The 20913-nt window shown below is 70.7% G+C and carries 17 protein-coding genes and 2 tRNA genes; 10 read left to right on the top strand and 9 right to left on the bottom strand.

Features of this window, described 5'->3' with window-relative positions; all coding sequences use genetic code 11:
• Positions 1-100: 100 nt before the first annotated feature.
• The 5 genes from V9G19_RS25020 to V9G19_RS25000 form a co-directional block, all read right to left on the bottom strand.
• Positions 101-189: transfer RNA gene (locus V9G19_RS25020), tRNA-Ser, on the bottom strand.
• A gap of 63 nt (positions 190-252) precedes the next feature.
• Positions 253-1734, bottom strand: coding sequence for an ATP-binding protein (locus tag V9G19_RS25015; RefSeq protein ID WP_462288089.1), 1482 nt, complete (start codon positions 1732-1734; stop codon positions 253-255).
• Positions 1735-1759: 25 nt separating this feature from the next.
• Positions 1760-2494 carry a response regulator transcription factor gene (locus V9G19_RS25010; protein WP_462288088.1) on the bottom strand — a complete coding sequence of 245 codons (735 nt, stop codon included), beginning with the start codon at positions 2492-2494 and terminating at the stop codon, positions 1760-1762.
• 264 nt (positions 2495-2758) lie between these two features.
• Complete coding sequence (locus V9G19_RS25005) at positions 2759-4567, bottom strand: phosphoenolpyruvate carboxykinase (GTP) (protein WP_462288087.1); 1809 nt, start codon at positions 4565-4567, stop codon at positions 2759-2761.
• 235 nt (positions 4568-4802) lie between these two features.
• A complete protein-coding gene (locus V9G19_RS25000; protein ID WP_462288086.1) occupies positions 4803-6152 on the bottom strand; it encodes a hypothetical protein in 1350 nt (449 codons plus the stop codon).
• 86 nt (positions 6153-6238) lie between these two features.
• On the opposite strand from V9G19_RS25000, the gene V9G19_RS24995 reads away from it, so the two are divergent.
• The 5 genes from V9G19_RS24995 (at position 6239) to V9G19_RS24975 (ending at position 10681) form a co-directional block, all read left to right on the top strand.
• Positions 6239-6311: transfer RNA gene (locus tag V9G19_RS24995), tRNA-Arg, on the top strand.
• A 31-nt stretch (positions 6312-6342) separates the two neighbouring features.
• Positions 6343-6549: an SRPBCC family protein gene (locus tag V9G19_RS24990; RefSeq protein ID WP_462288085.1), complete on the top strand. Its 207-nt coding sequence runs from the start codon at positions 6343-6345 to the stop codon at positions 6547-6549.
• On the top strand, positions 6453-6746 hold the full coding sequence (locus V9G19_RS24985) for a hypothetical protein (protein WP_462288117.1): 294 nt from the start codon (positions 6453-6455) through the stop codon (positions 6744-6746). Before V9G19_RS24990 ends, V9G19_RS24985 begins: the two co-directional genes overlap by 97 nt.
• A 40-nt stretch (positions 6747-6786) precedes the next feature.
• On the top strand, positions 6787-9870 hold the full coding sequence (locus V9G19_RS24980; RefSeq protein ID WP_462288084.1) for a DEAD/DEAH box helicase: 3084 nt from the start codon (positions 6787-6789) through the stop codon (positions 9868-9870).
• Complete coding sequence (locus V9G19_RS24975) at positions 9863-10681, top strand: SWIM zinc finger family protein (protein ID WP_462288083.1); 819 nt, start codon at positions 9863-9865, stop codon at positions 10679-10681. Before V9G19_RS24980 ends, V9G19_RS24975 begins: the two co-directional genes overlap by 8 nt.
• 25 nt (positions 10682-10706) lie before the next feature.
• Here V9G19_RS24975 and V9G19_RS24970 read toward each other — a convergent pair whose 3' ends face one another.
• On the bottom strand, positions 10707-10925 hold the full coding sequence (locus tag V9G19_RS24970; RefSeq protein ID WP_462288082.1) for a hypothetical protein: 219 nt from the start codon (positions 10923-10925) through the stop codon (positions 10707-10709).
• Between the two features lie 41 nt (positions 10926-10966).
• Here V9G19_RS24970 and V9G19_RS24965 point away from each other — a divergent pair, with 41 nt between their 5' ends.
• The 5 genes from V9G19_RS24965 (at position 10967) to dhaM (ending at position 17353) form a co-directional block, all read left to right on the top strand.
• Entirely contained in the window at positions 10967-11608 is a 642-nt protein-coding gene (locus V9G19_RS24965; protein ID WP_462288081.1) for a hypothetical protein, read from the top strand.
• Positions 11609-11633: 25 nt separating this feature from the next.
• Entirely contained in the window at positions 11634-12635 is a 1002-nt protein-coding gene (dhaK, locus tag V9G19_RS24960; protein WP_462288080.1) for a dihydroxyacetone kinase subunit DhaK, read from the top strand.
• The gene (gene dhaL / locus V9G19_RS24955; protein WP_462288079.1) at positions 12590-13339 is read left to right on the top strand and encodes a dihydroxyacetone kinase subunit DhaL; all 750 of its coding nucleotides are present in this window, start codon (positions 12590-12592) and stop codon (positions 13337-13339) included. The genes dhaK and dhaL overlap by 46 nt, the downstream gene beginning before the upstream one ends.
• Positions 13340-13367: 28 nt before the next feature.
• Positions 13368-14540 carry an acyl-CoA dehydrogenase family protein gene (locus tag V9G19_RS24950; protein WP_462288078.1) on the top strand — a complete coding sequence of 391 codons (1173 nt, stop codon included), beginning with the start codon at positions 13368-13370 and terminating at the stop codon, positions 14538-14540.
• 353 nt (positions 14541-14893) lie between these two features.
• A complete protein-coding gene (gene dhaM, locus V9G19_RS24945) occupies positions 14894-17353 on the top strand; it encodes a dihydroxyacetone kinase phosphoryl donor subunit DhaM (protein WP_462288077.1) in 2460 nt (819 codons plus the stop codon).
• 33 nt (positions 17354-17386) lie between these two features.
• Here dhaM and V9G19_RS24940 read toward each other — a convergent pair whose 3' ends face one another.
• The 3 genes from V9G19_RS24940 to V9G19_RS24930 form a co-directional block, all read right to left on the bottom strand.
• Entirely contained in the window at positions 17387-17908 is a 522-nt protein-coding gene (locus tag V9G19_RS24940; protein WP_462288076.1) for a hypothetical protein, read from the bottom strand.
• Between the two features lie 39 nt (positions 17909-17947).
• Positions 17948-19165, bottom strand: a complete 1218-nt coding sequence (locus V9G19_RS24935; protein ID WP_462288075.1) for a pyridoxal phosphate-dependent aminotransferase — start codon at positions 19163-19165, stop codon at positions 17948-17950.
• A 73-nt stretch (positions 19166-19238) separates the two neighbouring features.
• A complete protein-coding gene (locus V9G19_RS24930; protein ID WP_462288074.1) occupies positions 19239-20885 on the bottom strand; it encodes an acetolactate synthase in 1647 nt (548 codons plus the stop codon).
• Positions 20886-20913 lie beyond the last annotated feature (28 nt).

Here is a 20913-nt window from a genome sequence, read left to right as displayed (position 1 = left end):
CTGGATCCGGTCGCATTCTTTGGGGACACGGATGGCGCCGGCGAGCCTGTTGGCGGCGGTCCGAAGGACGAACGCGGCCCCCGAGGGGGCCGCGACGGGGCGGAGGCGGAGGGATTTGAACCCTCGATGGGCGTTAACCCAAACCGCATTAGCAGTGCGGCGCCATAGACCGGACTAGGCGACGCCTCCATGGGCTCCGACAGGCTATCTGGCCGGGCGCCTTCGGAGCAAAAGGGCCCCGCGGGGGATACCTCAAGCCCGTGCCGCCGGCAACTCGACGATGAAGCGCGTCGCTCCGGGGCGGGATGAGACGCCCACGCGCCCGCCGTGCGCCGAGGTAACGGCGGCCACGATCGACAGCCCCAGACCGGTGCTTCCGGCCGCCCGCGTGCGGGCCTCGTCCCCACGCACGAACCGTTCGAAGACACTGGCCTGCAACGCCGGCGGTATGCCGGGCCCGTCGTCGGTGACGGCCATCGTCACGCTGTCTCCGGTGCACTGCAAAGAGGTGACCACGCGGGTTCCGGGTGGGGTGTGAGAGCGGGCGTTGGCGAGCAGATTCGCGAGCACCTGATGCAAGCGGGCCCGGTCGCCAGGCACCTCCACCGGCTCATCGGGAAGCGCGAGTTCCCACTTGTGGTCGGGCGCGGCCGCGCGAGCGTCGCTCACGGCATCCATCGCCAGCAAGGTCAGATCGACCGGGTCGTGCTCCAGCGGTCGGCCGGAGTTCAGGCGGGCAAGCAGCAGCAGATCCTCGACGAGACCCTGCATGCGCAGGGCCTCGGACTCCACCCGTACCAAGGCGTGGGTGATCGAGGGTGGCACGGGCGCGCTCTCCTTGCGGGTCAACTCGGCATACCCGCGAATCGAGGCCAACGGCGTGCGCAACTCATGGGAGGCGTCGGCGACGAATTGGCGTACCCGCGTCTCGGACTCGTGCCTGGCCTGCAGCGCGCCGCCGACGTTGTCGAGCATGCTGTTCAGGGCCAGCCCGACCTGACCGACCTCGGTGTTGGGATCGGTGTCTTGCGGGGGGACCCGCTCGGCGAGCGCAACCGCGCCACTGTCGAGCCGCAGCTGAGAGACGCGGCTCGCAGTCGCGGCCACGCGGCGCAGGGGAGCGAGATTGCGTCGAACCAGATAGGTCCCGCCGGCCCCGACGATGACCAGTCCCAGCAGGGTGCCGGCGGCAACCAGGCCGATCAGTTGATTGGTCGTGGCGTCAATCGGGCCGGTCGGGACACCGGTGAAATAGGTGATGCCACGCTGCTCCTGCTTGATCACGCGGTAGGTGCCAGTGGCCTTGCCAAGATCGAGGTCCACCGAGCCGTCCCCGATCCCCGCACTGGTCAGCTGCTGGATTTGCCCAGTTGTCAGCGACACGCGGTCGCCCGCGGTATTGACGACGCTGTTGATCCCCCCGAAGGGCCCACCCACGACAGCGCCGTCGCGCACGGCCAGGCTCAACACCGCGGAGCCGCCCCCGGGAGGCGGGCCGGAGTGGCCACGCTGGCCGTCGTCGTCATCGACGCCATACGAGCGCTTGGCGACCTGCAGCAGGTCGAGATCGACCTGATGAGAGAGGTATTGCCGGGTGGCCAGCACGATCATCGCTCCCGTGCCCAGGCTGATCGCGAGGAAGAGCGCGACCATCGAGGCGACCAGCTTGGCGCGCAACGTCCACGAGCGCACCGGGCGAAAGCGACCCGGTGTGCGGGAGGCAGGCGGCGGCATACCGTCACGTGGTGGGGCAACCACCTCAGTCGGCGGGCTTGAGGACATAACCGACGCCGCGCATCGTGTGAATCATCGGCGCGTGGCCGGCGTCGATCTTCTTGCGCAAGTAGGAGATATAGAGTTCGACGACATTGGCCTGCCCGCCGAAGTCGTAGTTCCACACCCGGTCGAGGATCTGCGCCTTCGACAGGACCCGCTTGGGGTTACGCATGAGGTAGCGAAGCAACTCGAACTCCGTGGCCGTCAGATTGACCTGCTGGCCCGCGCGGGTGACCTCGTGGCTGTCCTCGTCCATCGTCAGATCGCCGACCACCAGCACCGAGGAGGCCTCGTCGGCGACGACGGCGGTCCGGCGCATCAGGGCGCGGACCCGGGCGACGACCTCCTCCAGGCTGAACGGCTTGGTGACATAGTCATCGCCGCCGGCGGTCAGGCCGGCGACGCGGTCCTCGACGGCGTCCTTGGCGGTCAGGAAGAGCACGGGGACGGCGGCGTTGTCGGCCCGCATCCGGCGCAGCACCTCCATGCCGTCGAAGTCGGGCAGCATCATGTCGAGCACGACGGCGTCCGGCTGGAATTCGCGGGCCGCGCGCACCGCCGCCGTGCCCGAACCCGCCGTGCGCACGTCCCAGCCTTCATAGCGCAGCGCCATCGACAACAGCTCGGTCAGGTTGGGTTCGTCGTCGACGACCAGCACCCGCACGGGGGAGCCGTCGAGCCGCTGCAGTTTGGGAGCCGGCGCGGAGGTCGTGTTCATGGCACCCAGTCAACCGCGCGAATCTGGCAACAGGCGCCGCTGCGCTGTGCCTTTCCTGTGGCTTTCCTGTGACCGGCGGACCGGGTGTTAGAACCCACGTGCCCGTGGGGTCGAACTGCGGCTTGTAGGGCGGAGTGCCGGTGCGAAGTTCGGCTCCGGTGAGGGTGATAACTTCCCCCGTGCTCACGCCGTGATCCACTGAAACAGCTCGGCCCCGGACGCTTCCGCGGGGGAAGCGGCCGGGGCCGAACGGCATACGGACGATCAGGCGCCGAGGCGCTCCTTGAGCCCGTCGAGCTCGGCGCGCAACGGGGCGGGGAGCTTGTCGCCGAACTTGTCGAACCACTCCTCGATCAGCGGGATCTCCTTCTTCCACTCCTCGGCGTCGACGGCGAGGGCCTTGGCGACCTGTTCTTCGGTCATGTTCAGGCCGGTCGTGTCGATCGCGCCGGGCGTGGGCACCATGCCGACGGCGGTCTCGACCGCGTCAGCCTCGCCGTCGAGGCGCTCGACGACCCACTTCAGCACGCGGCTGTTGTCACCGAAGCCAGGCCACAGCCAGGTGCCGTCGGCGTCCTTGCGGAACCAGTTGACCTGGTAGATCCGCGGCAGCTTGCTCGCGTCGGCCTGCTTGCCGATCTCCAGCCAGTGGTTCATATAGTCGCCGCCGTGGTAGCCGATGAACGGCAGCATCGCCATCGGGTCACGCCGGACCACCCCGACCGCACCGGTTGCCGCCGCGGTCGTCTCGGAGGAGAGGGTTGCGCCGACGAAGGTGCCGTGGGTCCAGTCGCGCGATTCGTAGACGAGCGGGACGGTCGAGGCGCGACGGCCGCCGAAGAGGATCGCGTCGATCGGAACGCCGTCGGGGTTGTCGTACTCGGGCGCGATCATCGGGCACTGCTTGGCCGGGGTGGTGAACCGGCTGTTCGGGTGGCTGGAGACCTCGGTACTCTCGGGAGTCCAGTCGGCGTTCTTCCAGCTGGTCAGGTGCTCGGGCTTGTCGGGCGTCATGCCTTCCCACCAGACGTCGCCGTCGTCGGTGCGCGCGACATTGGTGAAGATCGAGTTCCCCTTGTCGATAGTGCGCATCGCCATCGGGTTGGTGTTCATCCCGGTGCCGGGAGCAACGCCGAAGAGGCCGAACTCGGGGTTGACGGCATACAGCCGGCCGTCGGGGCCGAAGCGCATCCAGGCGATGTCGTCGCCGACCATCTCGGCCTTCCAGCCCTCGATCGTGGGCTCGAGCATGGCGAGGTTGGTCTTGCCGCACTGGCTCGGGAAGGCCCCGGCGACATAGTGGACGCTGCCCTTGGGCGAGGTCAGCTTAAGGATGAGCATGTGCTCGGCCATCCAGCCCTCGTCGTGCGCCATCGCGGAGGCGATGCGCAGGGCGTAGCACTTCTTGCCGAGCAGGGCGTTGCCGCCGTAGCCGCTTCCGTAGGACCAGATCTCGCGGGTCTCGGGGAAGTGCGCGATGTACTTGGTGTCATTGCACGGCCACGGGACGTCGGCCTGGCCCTCGGCGAGCGGGGCGCCCACGGAGTGCAGGCCCTTGACGAAGCCCGCGTCGAGTTCCTCCATCTTCTTCAGGACCGGCGTGCCGATGCGAGCCATGATGTTCATGTTGACGACGACGTATGCCGAGTCGGTGATCTCGACGCCGAACATCGGCACCGTGGCCTCGAGGTGGCCCATGACGAACGGGATGACATACATCGTGCGGCCCTTCATGCAGCCGCGGTAGAGCTCGGTCATCGTCGCCTTGAGTTCCTTGGGGTCGACCCAGTTGTTGGTCGGCCCGGCATCCTCCTGCTTCTCGGAGGCGATGTAGGTGCGGTCCTCGACGCGCGCGACATCGGTCGGGTCGGAAGCACACCAGAACGAATTCGGCTTCTTCGCGTCATCGAGCTTGACGAAGGTGCCCGAGTCAACGAGGTCCTGATTGAGCTGCGCGATCTCCTCGGGGGACCCGGTGACCCAAACGACCTGGTCGGGGGTGGTGAGCGCCGCCACCTCGTCGACCCATTCCTGCAGGGCGGTGTTTGTGGTTGCGGCGGTGTCCGTTGTCATCGTTCGCTGATCCTCCGTCGGTGTGATGCGCCGCGGGGCATCCTTGCCTCGCAACGAAATTCGCGCCGCAGACCGGAAGCGAGAGTCACGCAAGCGGCCGCAGCGCGGCTTCTGCGTCCACGGTACCGTCCGGGTGCCGTTCGCCGCGCGGTGAAAGCGTTCCCATCGTGTGGAACCGCTCACAAGCTCACGGCGGCGCACCAGAGGCGGGACGCGGGTCGGGGTGCAGGTTCGGCTAGCGGTAGAGCCAGGCGGCGGCGCGCTGCCGCGCGCGTCGATACTCCGGGCTCGCGCCGGCGATCAGGTGTTCGACGGGTTGGTCGCCCAGGTCTGGCAGGTCCTCGCAGATGAGCGGGGTGAGCGGCGTGCGAGGGTCGGGGAGAGCGCTCCGCCAGCCGGGCGGGCCGAACCGGGCGGGATCCAGCGGCGCGGTCGAGGTCGATGAGGCCGCCGACACTCGCTCACCGATCAGCTGGGCCATCGCGTGGGCCCCGGCGGGCGCGGGCAGCCCGGCGCACGCGGCGGCAAGGTCGGCGCGGCGGCGCTCGGCCGCCGATCCGTTGAGCAGCTCGCCGACCGCTGCGGCCACGGCCCGCAGGTCGGCCGGGTCGGCCGCGAGCGCCAGGCCGCGCTCGGCGAGGCGGTTGCTTCGGGCCGCTTGGTCGTCGGTTCCTGACGGCGTGGGCAGCAGCAGGGTCGGCACGCGCAGACCGAGCAGCTCGTGCACGGCGTTGTAGCCGGCACCCGAGATCGCGGCGTCGAACGCGGTGCACAGGGGAGCGAGGGGATAGATCCCACGAAGCGCGACCACGCGATCGTCCCCGTCGCCCACGCCATGCCGGGCGAGCGCCGGCGAGGTGACGGCGACCTGCCACTCCCGCGGGATCGCGTTAAGGACGGCCCGCGCCGAGGTCGCCACATCGCTGATCGCGCCCAGGCTGGGGGCGACCAACACCGCCTTGCGCTCCGGATCCAGCCCGAGGGCCGCGCGTGCGTCCGCGACCTCCCGCGGGGGTATGGCGGCGGTGATCGACACCGGCGCCACCCGCGTCGCGTCGTCCCGCTCGGCCGTGGGCCCCGATTCTCCGGCGAAGTCCCCCGGCTCGACGACCAGGTCGAACTCGCTGCTCGCGTCGAGGAATCTGCGTGCGGCCGACGGCTTCCAGAATCCCCGTCGCACCCAGACGAAGGCGACGCCCGGCAGGCGGCGGCGGGCGGCGAGCAGACCGGCATACGCCACAACCCCGTCGTGGACCACCGCCCGCGCTCCCGTCTCCTGGACGAGCGCCACCACCCGGTCGGCAAAATACGGCTCCCAGTTGTATGCCGGATACACGGCGCGCAGGCGCCGGGCCAGCCCGCGCGGGGGGAGCCAGACGCTCTTGCGCGACGGGCAGAATTCGTGCCGCATCGCCGGCAGGTCGCCGCGCGACATCGCGCTCGCCACGGTTGGCAGGACACCCGATAGCGAGAAGAGAACCGGCTCGAACTGCTCCTCGGCCAGTGCCGTGAGGGCGAGGGTGACCTGGCGGGTCAGGTGTCCCATCCCGACCCCGTTGCTGGTCGAGAGGATCACCGGCTCCATGCGGCGCAGTTTATGGCGGGCGATTTCGTGCCGATTGGGGGAGCCGCTAGACTCCTGGCTCGTGCGTGGCGCAAGTGGCGCACGCTGCGCCCGTAGCTCAACGGATAGAGCATCTGACTACGGATCAGAAGGTTAGGGGTTCGAATCCCTTCGGGCGCGCTGGCGACTGGCCGGCGCAGGAGAGGCGGCGATGAGCGAAGCGGGTCCGCAGTTCGAGCCACTGTTGCGCGAGGAAATCGTGGTCAACGCGCCGCCACCCCGCGTGTGGGAGCTGGTCAGCGACGTCCGCCGGATGGGGGAGTGGAGCCCGCAGGTGGTTTCCACCCGGCTGCGCGACGGCTTCGAGGCGTCGTCTGGTCCTTCCAGCTCGACCCCGACGAAGCCGGCACCCGGCTGACCCAGCGGCGAGAGACGCCGGACGGCATCTCGCAGCGGTCCTTGGACTACACCGAGCGTTACCTGGGCGGGCAGGAGCGGTTCACGGCCGAGCTGCGCGCCGGCATGCGCGCCACCTTGGTGGCGATCAAGGACGCAGCCGAGGCGGAGGGTCAGCGGACCGGACCGGCAGGGTCGCGGCCGGCCCCGGGGGGTTAGGGTCGAGCGATCGCGATTCGACCGTGTCCGGGAGGGACGCATGCTGGTGGTTCACGGGTTCTGGTCGCTGCGCCAGGGGCTTCGACTGTGGGCCGAGGACTCCGAGCCAGCGGTCACCAGCTCCAGCCAGGCGGTTCGCCGCGCCCGCCCCCACCCGTTTGCGGCCCCCGCCGAAGACCTCGGTCACCTGTTTCCCGGTCTGTCCGAGGTCGCCCCCGCGAGCGTCACCGTGCTGCTGCCGTCGACGAGCCGGTCGCCGCTGGACTCCCCGGAACTGGTCCGCCTCCAGCCCCGCCGCGAGGGCGGGCAGCCCGCCAAGCTGTTGGCCTGGACCGTGCCGGTGCTCAGCGTCGACCCCGGCGCCGCGCTGGCGGTTCTCGACCTCCCCGCGATCGAGGCCCGCTACGGCGCCTCGATGCACTATTTCGCCGAGGTCGCCGCCTTCGCCCGCGACCTGGCCGAGCGGGGCCGGGTGCTCCCGAGCATCGAGCCGAACCCCGACGGACCCGAGGCGCGCTGGCGGGCGGTTCTCCAGGGACCGGACATCGTCGCCACCCACGCCTTGGCCGCCGCCATGCCGCCGGTATGCCGCGCCGAGGCAAGCCGTCCCGGCGACACCGCGGGCCAGCGGCCCACCGAGCTGGTGACCGACGCGGTCAACGCGTTGACCGACGCCGCCGTGCGTGAGTGCCTGCGCGCCGCCGCCCTGCTGCCGCCTCGCCGCGGCCGGGCGCCCCGGCGGGTCCCGGCTGCCGAGTCCTGGCTCGCCGCGCTGAGCGCCCCGAACGCCCGGTTCGAGGCCAACCCCGACGACGTGGCGCAGCTCGCTGACGCGCTGGCGCCGTGGGCGCAGGTCGGGACCGGCCCGACCGGGCCGGCGCGGCTGACCTTCCGCCTGGCCGAGCCCGAGGCGCCGACCGGAGACGACCTGGGCCCCCCACTCGGGAGCGACCCCGACGGCGAGGCGTCCGGGTGGCGGCTGGAGTTCTGGCTGCAGTCGATCGAGGACCCCAGCCTGCTCGTGCCGGCCGAGCAGGTGTGGAGCGGGGGAGAGGGGCTCGGCCGGTGGCTGAGCCGCCCCGACGAGCTGATGTTGTCCGAGCTCGGCCGGGCGTGCACGATCTATCCGGCCCTGGTCGCCGCCATGCGCACCTCGCATCCGCACGCGCTGCGCCTCGACATCGAGGCCACCTTCGACTTCCTCGTCACGCGAGCGGCCATCCTCGAACAGGCCGGCTTCGGCGTGCTGCTCCCGTCCTCGTGGTCGGCCCGACGCCGATTGGGCCTGCGCGGCTCCGCGTCGACCCCAACGGACACGCCGGCCACCGGTGGCCGGTTCAGCCGGGAATCCCTCGTCAATTTCGAGTGGCGCCTTGCCGTCGGTGACGAGCTGCTGACCGATGCCGAGATGGCCGCGCTGGCCGCGACCAAGGCCCCGCTGGTGCGCCTGCGCGGCCAGTGGGTGGCGATCGATCCCGACCAACTGCGTCGCGGCCTGGAGTTCCTGCAGCGCCAGGCCGCACGCCCGTCGACCGTTGCCGAGGTCATCGCCTTGGCCGCCAGCCACCCGGACGACCTCGACACGCCCCTACCCGTCACCGAGATCGAGGCGGACGGGCTGCTCGGTGACCTGTTGCGCGGGGCGAGCGAGCGGGTGCTGCAGCCGGTGGCCACCCCCGACGGCTTCCTGGCGGACCTGCGTCCCTACCAGCAGCGCGGCCTGTCCTGGCTCAATTTCCTCTCCGAGCTCGGGCTGGGGGCCGCCCTGGCCGACGATATGGGCCTGGGCAAGACGATCCAGTTGCTCGCTCTGGAGGCCCACCAGCGAGGCGCGCGCCCGGACGCACGGCCGACGCTGTTGCTGTGTCCAATGTCCCTGGTCGGCAACTGGGAACGCGAGGCCGCCCGGTTCGCCCCTCTCCTTCGGACCTATGCCCACCACGGTCGCTACCGGCGGCGCGGGGAGGACCTCAAACACCACCTCGGCAGCGCCGATCTGGTCCTGACCACCTACCAGACGGCGACGCGCGACATCGACGAGCTGGCGGCATACGAGTGGGATCGGGTTGTCTTCGACGAGGCGCAAGCGGTCAAGAACAGCCAATCCCGGGCGGCCCGGGCGGTGCGGCGGCTGGAGGCCGGCCACCGCGTGGCGCTGACCGGCACGCCGATGGAGAACCGGCTCGCCGAGCTGTGGGCGCTGATGGATCTGCTCAACCCGGGGATCCTCGGCTCTGCCGAGAAATTCCGGGCCCGGTATGCCGTTCCCATCGAACGCTACGGCCAACCGGAGCCCGCCGAGCGGCTGCGCTCAATCACCCGGCCCTATCTGCTGCGGCGGGTCAAAACCGACCCCACGATCATCGACGACCTGCCCGAGAAGATCGAGATCAAGCAGCATTACCGGCTGACGACCGAGCAGGCGGCCCTGTATCAGTCGGTCGTCGATGACATGATGCGCCGGATCGAGACGAGCACCGGCATCGAGCGGCGCGGCAACGTCCTGGCGACGATGACCAAGCTGAAGCAGGTGTGCAATCACCCCGCCCAACTGCTCCACGACCGCTCCGCCGTCGGGCAACGGTCGGGCAAGGTGACCCGGCTGGAGGAGATCGTCGAGGAGATCCTCGCCGAGGGGGACAAGGCGCTGCTGTTCACCCAGTACACCGATTTTGCCGAGCTGCTGCTGCCGCATTTGTCCGCGCGCTTCGACACCGAGATCCTCTATCTGCACGGCGGCACCCCGAAGGCGCGGCGCGATGAGATGGTCAGCCGCTTCCAATCCGGCGACGGCCCGCCGCTGTTCCTGCTCTCGCTCAAGGCCGGCGGCACCGGGCTCAACCTGACCGCCGCCAACCACGTCATCCATCTGGATCGCTGGTGGAACCCCGCGGTCGAAAACCAGGCCACCGACCGCGCCTTCCGGATCGGGCAAAAGCGCAGCGTGCAGGTCCGCAAGTTCATCTGCCTGGGGACGCTCGAGGAGAAGATCGACGAGATGATCGAGGAGAAGCTGGCGCTGGCCAACGCCATCGTCACCGACGGCGAGGGCTGGCTGACCGAACTGTCCACGAGCGCCCTGCGCGACCTGTTCACCCTTGCCGCGGACGCCACCGATGAGTAGCCGCTGGTTCCCGCCGCCGGCGCGGCCCCGGCCCGTGGCCGACGGGATCCGCGCGCGCAGCCGCCGCGGCGCGATCGCCCAGACGTGGTGGTCCGAACGGTTCATCGGCGTGCTGGAGTCGCTCGGCGTGGGCGCCCGGCTCCAGCGCGGCAAGACCTACGCCCGCAAGGGCCAGGTCATGGACCTCACCATCGAGCCCGGCGCGGTGACCGCCCGGGTCCAGGGAACCCGGGCCAAGCCTTACCGGGTTCGGATCGGGGTCACGCCATTCGACAAGACCGCCTGGTCGCGGGTCACCGAGGCGCTCGCAAGCGACGCGTGGTATATCGCTAAGCTCCTCGCCGGCGAGATGCCCGACGACATCGAAGAGGTGTTCACCGCCGTCGGCTTGTCGCTGTTCCCGGCCAGTTCTGCGCAGTTGTCGCTCGACTGCACGTGTCCGGACTGGTCGGTGCCCTGCAAACACCTCGTCGCCGTCTTCTACCTGCTGGCCGAGTCCTTCGATGAGGACCCGTTCGGCATCCTTGCCTGGCGCGGCCGCGACCGGGACGACCTGCTCGAGACCCTGGCCGCGCTGCGGAGCGGGACCCACCCGGCGGACCGGCAGGCCGAGACCGAGGCCGTCGTGCCGCTCGCCGACTGCCTCGGCTCCTTCTACGCCCCCCAGGGCGAGATGCCGTCCGGTGTCCCGGTCGCGGCGCCGAGCGATGCCCTCCTCGACCAGGTTCCCCCGATCGGCGTGACGATTCGCGGCGTCGACCTCCACGAGTTGCTGCGGGCGGCATACCTCAGGCTTGGCCAGGTGGAGTAGCTGCCGCGGCCCCGAGCGGGTCTAACTACTCCGAGCCCGCGACCCCGGCCGCAGCCTCGCGCTGGATGGCGAGCGCCTCGGCATACCGCTCGCGCAACCGGTCGCGGACCTCGCTCGGTGTGTAGTCGTGCCGCTCCCGCTCCCGTCGGACCAACACTATTCCGGTGGCGGCGACGCCCAGCAGCGCGCTGACCCCGAAAAGCTTGCGCGCCTTGTTGCCGGTCAGTGCGGCGGGAACGACCATGAACCGCAGCGTAGGGCACGCCAACCAGGCAGACTGTGCCCGTGACGACCGCGACGGTGCCGCTGCAGCAAGGACTCGACATCGCCCGCACGGGCGACCTGTGGATCTTCCGGGGCAAGAGCGCCGTCGACCGGGTCATGCACGCCGCGACCAACAGCCCGGTCAACCACGTCGGTATGGCGCTCGTCCTGGACGATCTGCCCCCGCTGATCTGGCACGCCGAACTCGGCCGGGCGCTCGTCGACCACTGGACGGGGGATCACCATCGCGGCGCCCAGCTGCACGACCTCGGCGCCGCCGTGCGCCAATGGCAGGAGCGCTACGGCCAGCGCTCCTACCTGCGCCAGCTCACCCCCGACGTCACCCGCCCGCAGGAGAACGCGGCATTGCTGTCCGTCGCCCGCCTCAACGGCGTCTCCTTCCCCTCGACGCTGCGGTTGGCCACCCGTTGGCTGGAGGGTCGTGACGGCTATCTGTCAGCCCGCCGGGCGCGGCGGGAACAGTGGCGGCCGGATGCGGCATACTGCGCCGAGATCGTGGCAAAAACGTTGGTGGACATGGGGATTTTGCGTCAGGAGGCGCCGGCAAACTGGTATGACCCTGGTCGGTTTTGGAGTGGCGACGTCCTGCCCCTCGAACCCAGATGGTCGTATGCCGCCGAGATCGAGGTCGCCCCGGAGTGAGCTCGGCAGTGCCAGACTGGCCGGCATGAAGAAGTTGCTCAACGACCCCACCGACGTTGTGCGCGACAGCTTGCGCGGCTTCGCCGCGGCACATGGTGACCGGGTGCGCGTCGATCTCGACCAGCGGTTCGTATGCCGCGGCGACTCCCCGCGGCCCGGCAAGGTCGCGCTCGTCTCCGGCGGCGGCTCGGGCCACGAGCCGCTGCACGCGGGCTTCGTGGGGCGCGGGATGCTCGACGCCGCGTGTTGCGGTGAGGTGTTCACCTCCCCGGTCCCCGACCAGATTCTCGCGGCGACCAGCGCCGTCGACGGCGGCGCCGGGGTGTTGCACATCGTCAAGAACTACACCGGCGACGTGATGAACTTCGAGATGGCCGCCGAGCTGGCCGCTGACGCCGACGGCACCGAGATCGCGGCGGTCATCGTTGACGACGATGTCGCCGTCCAGGACAGTCTGTATACCGCCGGCCGCCGCGGCGTCGGCACCACCGTGATGGTGGAGAAGATCGTCGGTGCGGCCGCCGAGGAGGGCCGGGACCTGCCGGCCTGCCGGGCCCTCGCCGAGCGAGTCGTCGCCGGCGGTCGGTCGATGGGGGTCGCGCTCACGTCGTGCACGGTCCCCGCCGCGGGGAAGCCGACCGTTGACCTCGGCGAGGACGAGATGGAGGTTGGGATCGGCATCCACGGCGAGCCCGGCCGCACCCGGATGCCGCTCGCCCCCGCCCGCGAGATCGCCCGCCTGCTGGTTGAGCCGGTGCTTGCCGACCTCGACTTCACCGGTGCACCGGTGATTGCGCTGGTCAACGGCATGGGCGGCACGCCGCTACTCGAGCTTTATGTCCTGTATGCCGAGGTCGCCGCCCTGCTCGACGCGGCTGGGGTCCCGCTCGCGCGTAATCTCGTCGGCAACTACGTCACCTCGCTGGAGATGGCCGGCTGCTCGTTGACTCTCGTGCGCGCCGACGACGAGATGCTGCGGCTATGGGATGCCCCGGTGGACACGCCCGGGCTGCGCTGGGGTTGCTGATGGCCGGGTTCACGCTGGCCATCGCGGGGGCCTGGATGGCGCAGTTCGCCGCGGCCGTGCACCGGGACGCCGCCCAGCTGACCGAGCTGGACTCCGCGATCGGCGATGCCGACCACGGCAGCAACCTGGAGCGGGGGATGGCGGCCGTGGCGGCCCTGGACCCGGCGGACTTCGATGATGCGGCTGGTTATCTGAAGACGGCCGGGATGACGCTCGTCGGCACGGTCGGCGGCGCCAGCGGACCGCTATATGGCACGTTGCTGCTGCGCTTCGCCGGCGCGTTGTCGGCCGGCGGTGAGGCCGGTGTCGCCGACGTCGGCGCGGCCTTGCGTGCGGGACTGGGCGGCGTCCGCGACCGCGGCAAGGCGCAGGCGGGGGACAAGACGATGGTCGATGCGCTGGAACCGGCCGTCGCGGCATACGATGAAGCGGTGGGCGGGGGCGCCGATCTGGCGGACGCGTTGGCCGCAGCGGCGAGCGCAGCGGCGACCGGGCGGGATGCGACCGCGCCGCTGGTGGCGCGCAAGGGCAGGGCCAGCTATCTCGGCGAGCGCAGCGCCGGTCACATCGATCCGGGTGCGGCGAGCACGGCGATGCTGATCGCGGCGGCGGCACGCGCCGCCTCAAACCCCGGGATTCTGCCGATAGCTAGCGATGCGCGGCCCTCGCCGCCATCGTCGAACGCGTCGCCGATTGACCCTTGACCTCCGCCCAGCCCAGGAGAGAGCAGACATGAATCACGAACTGCCCCAGGAAGAAATTGACATTGTCCTCGCCGTCCGCGACTGGGTCAATGAGGCGGTCAAGCCGGTCGTGGGCGAACTCGAACACGCCAACACCTACCCCGAGCGGCTCATCGAGGAGATGAAGCAGATGGGGGTCTACGGGCTGGCCATCGAGGAGCCGTGGGGCGAGGCGAAGGTGAGCATGCCGGCATACGTGCTGATCACCGAGGAACTTGCGCGCGGCTGGATGAGCCTGGCCGGAGCGATGGGCGGGCATACCGTCGTCGCCAAGCTGATCCAGGACTTCGGGACCCAGGAGCAGAAGGACGCCTATCTGCCGCGGATGGCCACCGGCCAGCTGCGCGCGACGATGGCGTTGACCGAGCCGGGCGGCGGCTCGGACCTGCAGGCCATGCGGACCACGGCCGGGCTCGACGGCGATCACTACGTCGTGAACGGCTCCAAGACGTGGATCTCGAATGCCCGGATGTCCGGGCTCGTTGCGCTGATGTGCAAGACCGACCCGCACGCCACGCCGCGGCATACCGGGGTGTCGATCCTGTTGGTGGACAAGACCGGCGACCCGGCTGGGCTGACCATCTCCAAGAACCTCGGCAAGCTCGGCTACAAGGGCGTCGAGGCGTGCGAGCTGGTCTTCGAGGACCTGCACGTGCCCGCCGACGCCGTCCTCGGTGGCAGCGAGGGGCAGGGGTTCGCCCAGATGATGCGCGGGCTGGAGGTCGGCCGGCTCCAGGTCGCCGCGCGCGCCCTCGGCGTCGGTCGGGCCGCCCTCGAGGACGCCCTGCAGTATGCCCAGGACCGGGAGAGCTTCGGGCAGCCGATCTGGAAGCACCAGGCGATCGGCACCTACCTCGCCGACATGGTCACCAAGCTGACCGCCGCGCGCGAGCTGACCCTGTATGCCGCCCGCAAGTACGAGTCCGGCGCGCGCGCCGACATGGAGGCCGGGATGGCCAAGCTGCTCGCCTCCGAGGTCGGGATGGAGATCGCGCTCAACGCCGTCCGCATCCACGGCGGCTACGGCTACTCGACCGAATACGACGTCGAACGCTACTTCCGCGACGCCCCGCTGATGATCGTCGGTGAGGGCACCAACGAGATCCAGCGCAATGTCATCGCCGCCCAGCTCGTCAAGCGCGGCACCGTGACCCCTTACTGAGGCTCCCGGACCGTTGCCTCAGCCGGATGACACCGTGCTGCAGCCGGATGTGTTGGTGGTCCGGCGGATCTGATCGCTTGAGCACCCACAAAGCCCTGCGTTCACCTCGCTAGGCTAGGCCGGATCGGGGAGCGCGGCTGCCGCGTGGGAGGCGCGGGGCCTGCTGTGGCTTCCTGGCCTGGGCCACCTCCTACCATGGGAAGCACCCAACACGCTCACGACCTTGCTCGAAGGACGATAACGCCGATGCCCGAGCTTCCGGTTGCGCCAGGCGCTGGCGGCCCCGGTTTCGCGAATGGCCGCGCCGACGCCCCCCACACCCGTCCGGCACTCGACGTCAAACCCCCGCAACAATGATCGGGATCGTCGTCGTCGCGCACAGCCGCGCCCTTGCCGAAGCGGCCGTGGACTTCGCCCTGCAGATGACCACCAGCAACGGCCGGCCGCGGGTGGCGGTCGCCGCCGGGCTCGACGCGACGACGCTCGGCACGGACGCCACGGCGGTCGCGGGCGCGATCGAGGAGGTGGCCGGTGCCGATGGTGTCCTGGTGTTGGTCGACGTCGGCAGCGCGGTGCTCTCGACCGAGATGGCCGTGGAGTTCCTCGATCCCGAACTCGCTGAACGGATCCGGATCAGCCCGGCGCCGCTGGTCGAGGGCCTGGTTGCGGCGGTGGTCACGGCCGCCGGCGGGGCTGGGCTGGACGCGGTCGACCGGGAGGCCCGCGCGGGACTGCTCGGGAAGCAGGAGCAGATGGGAAGCGTCGGCGGGCCGGGTGAGTTCGGCGATCCTGACTCCGGGCCGGACACCGTTGGCCCAACCGGCGACGCGTTCGCGACGTCGCCGACCCATGCCCCGCATCGCCTGGTGGTGGTGGCGCCGGTGCCGCACGGCCTGCACGCCCGGCCGGCGGCAGCGATCGTGTCGGCGCTCGCCGGGCTCGACGCGCAGGTCACGATCGCCGAGGCCACCGGGCAGCGACGCGCAACTGGACGCAGCCTCAGCCAGCTGACCCTGCTCGGGGCCGGGCCCGGGAGCCAGTTGACGATCGAGGCGCGGGGCCTGGACGGGGCCCGCGCCGTGGCAGCCCTCAGCGCCCTCGCCGACAACAACTTCGGCGATCCCCGCCCGACCGACGCGCCGAAGGCGCCGGACCCTGCCGCCGGGCAGCCGGCCCAGGTCACCGTGGCGAGCACCCGGGAGTGCGCCGTGGGCCCGGTGCTCCGGCCGCTCGCCGATCTCGACCTGAGCACTTACCGCCCCGGCGATCCGGCGCTGGAGGGCCGGCGCAGCACGGCCGCCCGCGCGGCGGTCGCGGACTACCTGGCACGTCTCGGCGACACCCAACCGATCCTGGCCGCCCAGGCGGTTCTGCTCGCCGACCCCGAGATCGCCGAAGCGGTCGCCACCGACGTGGCAGCCGGTATGGCCGCACCCCACGCCTGGGGACACCACCTGGACGCGGTCGCCGCCGGCCTGGAGGCGCTGCCCGACGGCTATCACCGAGACCGCGCCCAGGATGTGCGCAGCATCCGACGGCTGCTCGCTGCCGCGCTCCTCGCGCTGGCAACCGGCGAGGACCCGGCGAGCGCCGTGGCTGCGGCCGGCGGTGGCGACGCCGCCCTGCGGCAACTCCTCGGTCCGACAGAGCCGGGCGCTGCGTCCGACCAGGCTGGGGGTCAGGCGCCGATCCTGGTCCTCACCGAGCTGGACGCCGCCACGGCCGCCACGCTCGACCCCGCCCGGATCGGGGGCGTGATCACCACCTCGGGAGGCGGCACCGGCCACGGCGTCCTGGTCGCACGGGCGCGCGGCATACCCGTCCTGACGGGGCAGGTGGAGGCGGCGGCGCTCGCGACCGGCACGCGCGTGGCCATCGACGCCGTCCTCGGCGAACTCATCATCGACCCCGACCCGACGCACCTCGCCCGGCTCGCCGAGCGCGAACGCGGGCGCCGAGAGCGCGACACCCAACTGGCGCGCGCCCGGCAATCGGCGATCACCCACGGGGGCAAGCGAATTCGCGTCGAGGTCAACGTCTCCGCCCGCGAGGACGCCGTCCGGGCGGGGGAGTGCGGCGCCGACGGCATCGGGGTGCTGCGCACCGAGCTGCTCTTTGCCACCGCGGCCACGCCACCCTCAGCCAGCACTCAAGCCAGGCTGTATGCCGAACTGGCCGACCGCGTCGGGGGCCCGGTCACCATCCGCACCTGGGACGCCGGCGGAGACAAGCCGCTGCCCTTCCTGGCGCAGGAGGCCGAGGCCAACCCCTTCCTCGGCGTGCGCGGCATCCGGCTGATGCGGCGCGCCCCGGAGATCTTCGCCGAGCAACTGCACGCGATCGCGCGCACCGCGCTCGAGCGCGAGGTGCGCGTCCTGCTACCCATGGTGACCGACCCCGACGAGGTGATCTGGGCTGCCGGGTTGCTCGATGCCGCCCGAGCTGAGGTGCCCGGGTGCCCGCGCATCCCGCTGGGGATCATGGTCGAGGTGCCCGCCACGGCATTACGACTGGCCGATTATGCCGGGCTGGTCGACTTCGTCAGCATCGGCACCAACGACTTGGCGCAATATCTCTTCGCTGCCGACCGGGCCAATGGGGCGGTCAGCGGCTTGGCCCGCCAAGACCATCCGGCGATCCTCGGCCTGATCGCCCACGCCTGCGCCGCGCTCCCGGACACCCCGGCAGCCGTATGCGGCGCGCTCGCGGCCGACCCGGCGCTCACCGTGACGCTGCTCGCCGCCGGCGTCGCCGAGCTGAGCGTCCCGTCGCGGTCCGTGCCTGCAGTCAAGGACGCGGTCCGCGCCTACTAGTTCGATGAGTTGTGACGGGGCGTCGTGGCTGATCTAACTGGTCGGCGAGGACGAGGGGGGAGCGGTCTGCTCGAAGACGCGGTAGTACTTCGCCGCCAGGCTCGCGGAATAGGGGGCACTTTCGCCGCACAGCAGCACCTCGCTCGAGCGGGAGGCGATTAGGACCTGTCCCTTGTCGAGCTTGGCGGCCGCCAGGGCCTGCTCGAGGTCCACCGGCGAGGTCGAGGACAGGCGGACCAGGTCGGCCGGTCCGCCACGGAACCACTCCTTGACGGTGAAGCTCGCGACACCGGCCTGGGTGACCGTGAAGGTCGCCAGCACCGCGGTGGTCGAGCGGTTCAACCGGGCATCGCTCAGCTCGGGGCAGTCCTTGGGCTGTTGCGCCGACAGCGGCGCGATCCGCATGCTCACGCCGGTGAGCGGCGGCTCCTCGCGGCTGATGGCGGCCCGCACCGACGGCACCAGCAGCCCCAGGGTCGCCACGGAAGCCAGGATCAACGCCACCAACAGCGGCGTGACCGAGTGTCGCGGACGGGGCAGGGGCGAAGTCGACATGACGACCGGCAAGTCTAGTTCACGCCCCGCGTGCCGGCGTCAGACCCGGCGGGCCTCCAGGAAGGAGGCGATCCGGTCGATCGCGTCGGTCAGGTCCTCCACATTCGGCAAGGTCACCAGCCGGAAATGGTCCGGCTTGGGCCAGTTGAAGCCGGTGCCGTGGGTGATCAGGATCTTCTTGGCCTGCAGCAACTCGATAACGAACTTCTCGTCGTCGTCGATGCCGTACATCTCGGTGTCGATCCGCGGGAAGCAATAGAGCGCCCCCTTGGGCTCGACACAGCTGACCCCGGGGATCGCATTGAGCTGCTTGTATGCCGCATCCCGCTGCTCCAGCAGCCGCCCGCCGGGCAAGATCAGCTCGGTGATCGACTGGTAGCCGCCGAGCGCGGTCTGGATCGCGTGCTGCGCCGGGACGTTGGCGCACATCCGCATGTTCGACAGCAGCGTCAACCCCTCGAGGAAGTCGGCGGCCCGCTCACGGGGACCGGTGACGACGACCCAGCCGCTGCGGAACCCCGCGACCCGGTAGGCCTTGGACAGGCCGCTGAATGTCAGGCAGACGACGTCGTCCCCCGCGGCGATCGCGGCGTGGTGGTGCACCGCGCCGTCGAAGAGGATCTTCTCATAGATCTCGTCGGCGAGCAGGACGAGCTGGTGGCGCCGGGCGATGTCGGCGAGCGCGTCGACCATCTGTTTCGAATAGACGGCGCCGGTCGGGTTGTTGGGGTTGATCACCACCAGCGCTTTGGTCGCCGGGGTGACCTTGGCCTCGATGTCCTCCAGGTCGGGCATCCAGCCGTTGTCCTCGTCGCACAGATAATGCACGGGGGTGCCACCGGAGAGGGCGACCGCGCCGGTCCACAACGGATAGTCGGGCGCGGGGACGAGGATCTGGTTGCCGTCATCGACGAGCGCCTGCAAGACCATCGTGATCATCTCGGAGACGCCATTGCCGATGAACACGTCATCGACGGTGACATCCCGCATGCCCTCGGCCTGATAAAAGTTCATCACGGCGGTGCGGGCCGAATAGATCCCCTTGGAGTCGCTGTAGCCCTGCGCCAGCGGCAGGTTGTGGATCATGTCCTGCAGGATCGCCTCGGGGGCTTCGAACCCGAACGGGGCGGGGTTGCCGATGTTCAGCTTGAGGATGCGGTGGCCCTCGGCCTCCAGGCGCTGGGCCTCGACGAGGATCGGGCCGCGCACGTCATACCGGACGTTTTGGAGTTTGCTCGATTGCCGCACCTGTCGCATGGGGTGATTGTCGCCGACATCGGCCGCCGGGCGCGAAGCGGTTTCGCGCCCTGAACGCTGGAGGTGGGGTGACTTAGACGCCGGTCGTGGCGCGCGGATAGGCCGCCTCACCGTCGAGGAGGATGTTGACGAGATAGGGCCGGTCCGCGGCCAACGCGCGGGTCAACGCGGCGCGCAGCTCGCCCGGCCGGGACACCGTCTCGCCGCCGCCGCCGAGGGCGCGCACCACCTCGTCGTATGCCGTGCCCGGCGCCAGATCGGCCACCGCGTCGTAGCCGTAGAGCTGGCGCATCGGATGCTTCTCCAGCCCCCACGCGGAGTTGTTGCCGACGATGATCGCCACCGGCAGCTTGTGCCGCACGAGCGTATCGACGTCGAGCAGCGACATCCCGGCGGCGCCGTCGCCGAGCAGCAGCACGATCTGCCCGTCCGGCCGGGCCGTCCGGGCACCGATCGCCGCCCCCAAGCCCGCGCCCAGGCACCCGAAGGGCCCCGGGTCGAGCCACCCCCCCGGGAGGGCAGGCTCGATCAGCTTGCCCGCCCACGACACGAAGTCCCCGCCGTCGCCGATGATCACCGCGTCGTCGGCGAGCAGCGGCAGCAACTCGCCATACACCCGGGCCGGGTGGATCGGATCGCTGTCGGCAGCGAGCAAGCTCGCCTCGCGCGCGGCCACCGCCGCGCACTCCGCGCGCAACTGCTGCGCCCAGTCCGCCCAGTCACCCGGCCGGGCCGCCGCGCGCAGGCCGTCCAGGATCACGCCCAGGTCCCCGTATGCCGCTGCGGCCAGCTCCTTGTGCCGGCATACCTGCTCGGGGCTGTCGGCCAGATGCACGACCGGCGCCGCGCCGCCGGGCCCGAACGCGCCATAGCCGAGCCGGAAGTCCAGGGGCGTGCCGGCAACGATGGCCAGGTCGCACCGGCTGAACGCGGCGCGGCGGGCCCGGGTCACCAACAGCGGATGCCCGCGCTGGACGATGCCGCGGCCCATTCCGTTGGTGACGGCGGGGATGCCGAGCTCGTCGACGAGGGCCAGCGCGGCGGCCTCGCCGCCGTCGGCCCAGACGTCGCTGCCGAGGACGAGGATGGGGCGCTCGGCCCGGCCGATGGCCCCGGCGATGCCGGCGATGGCCTCGGGGGCCGGGCTCCGGTCGACCGGATCGGGCCGCCAGGCGGACTGCTCGCCGCGAGGGGCGAAGACGACATCCAGCGGGATGTCGACGAAGACCGGTCCGCGGTGGGCGCTGCCGGCGAGCGCAAAGGCCCGCGCCACATCGCCGCCGGCCCGCTCTCGCGTGGTGATCGTCCAGGCGGCCTTGGTGACGGTCGCGAACAACGGCGGCTGGTCGAGCTCCTGCAGCGACCCGCGTCCCCACGTCAATTGCGCCGCCCGGCCGCCGAGCACGACGAGCGGGGCACCGCTGAAGTGGGCCTGGGTGATCGGCGACAACGCGTTCGTCACCCCGGGCCCGGCCGTCACGACGGCGAATCCCGGCACCCGGGACAGCTTGCCGACGGCCTCGGCGGCAAAGACCGCGCTCGCCTCGTGCCGCACATCGACCAGCCGCAGGTCGGGCTCGCTGTGCAGCGCGGCGTCGTAGACCGGGAAGATGTGCCCTCCCGAGAGCGTGAACGCCGTCCGGGCCCCGGCCGCCAGCGCGGCCGCAACGATGGGATACCCGGACTGCGGAATCCCGGGGATGAGGACGGGGGCAGTCATGACCATATGTTACTCGGGGGTAGGCGCT

The sequence above is a fragment of the Nostocoides sp. genome, from assembly GCF_037045025.1.
In the GTDB taxonomy this organism is placed as follows: Bacteria; Actinomycetota; Actinomycetes; order Actinomycetales; family Dermatophilaceae; genus Nostocoides_A.
Note: the sequence above shows the minus strand (reverse complement) of the source record. Positions and strands in the feature narration are given on the sequence as shown.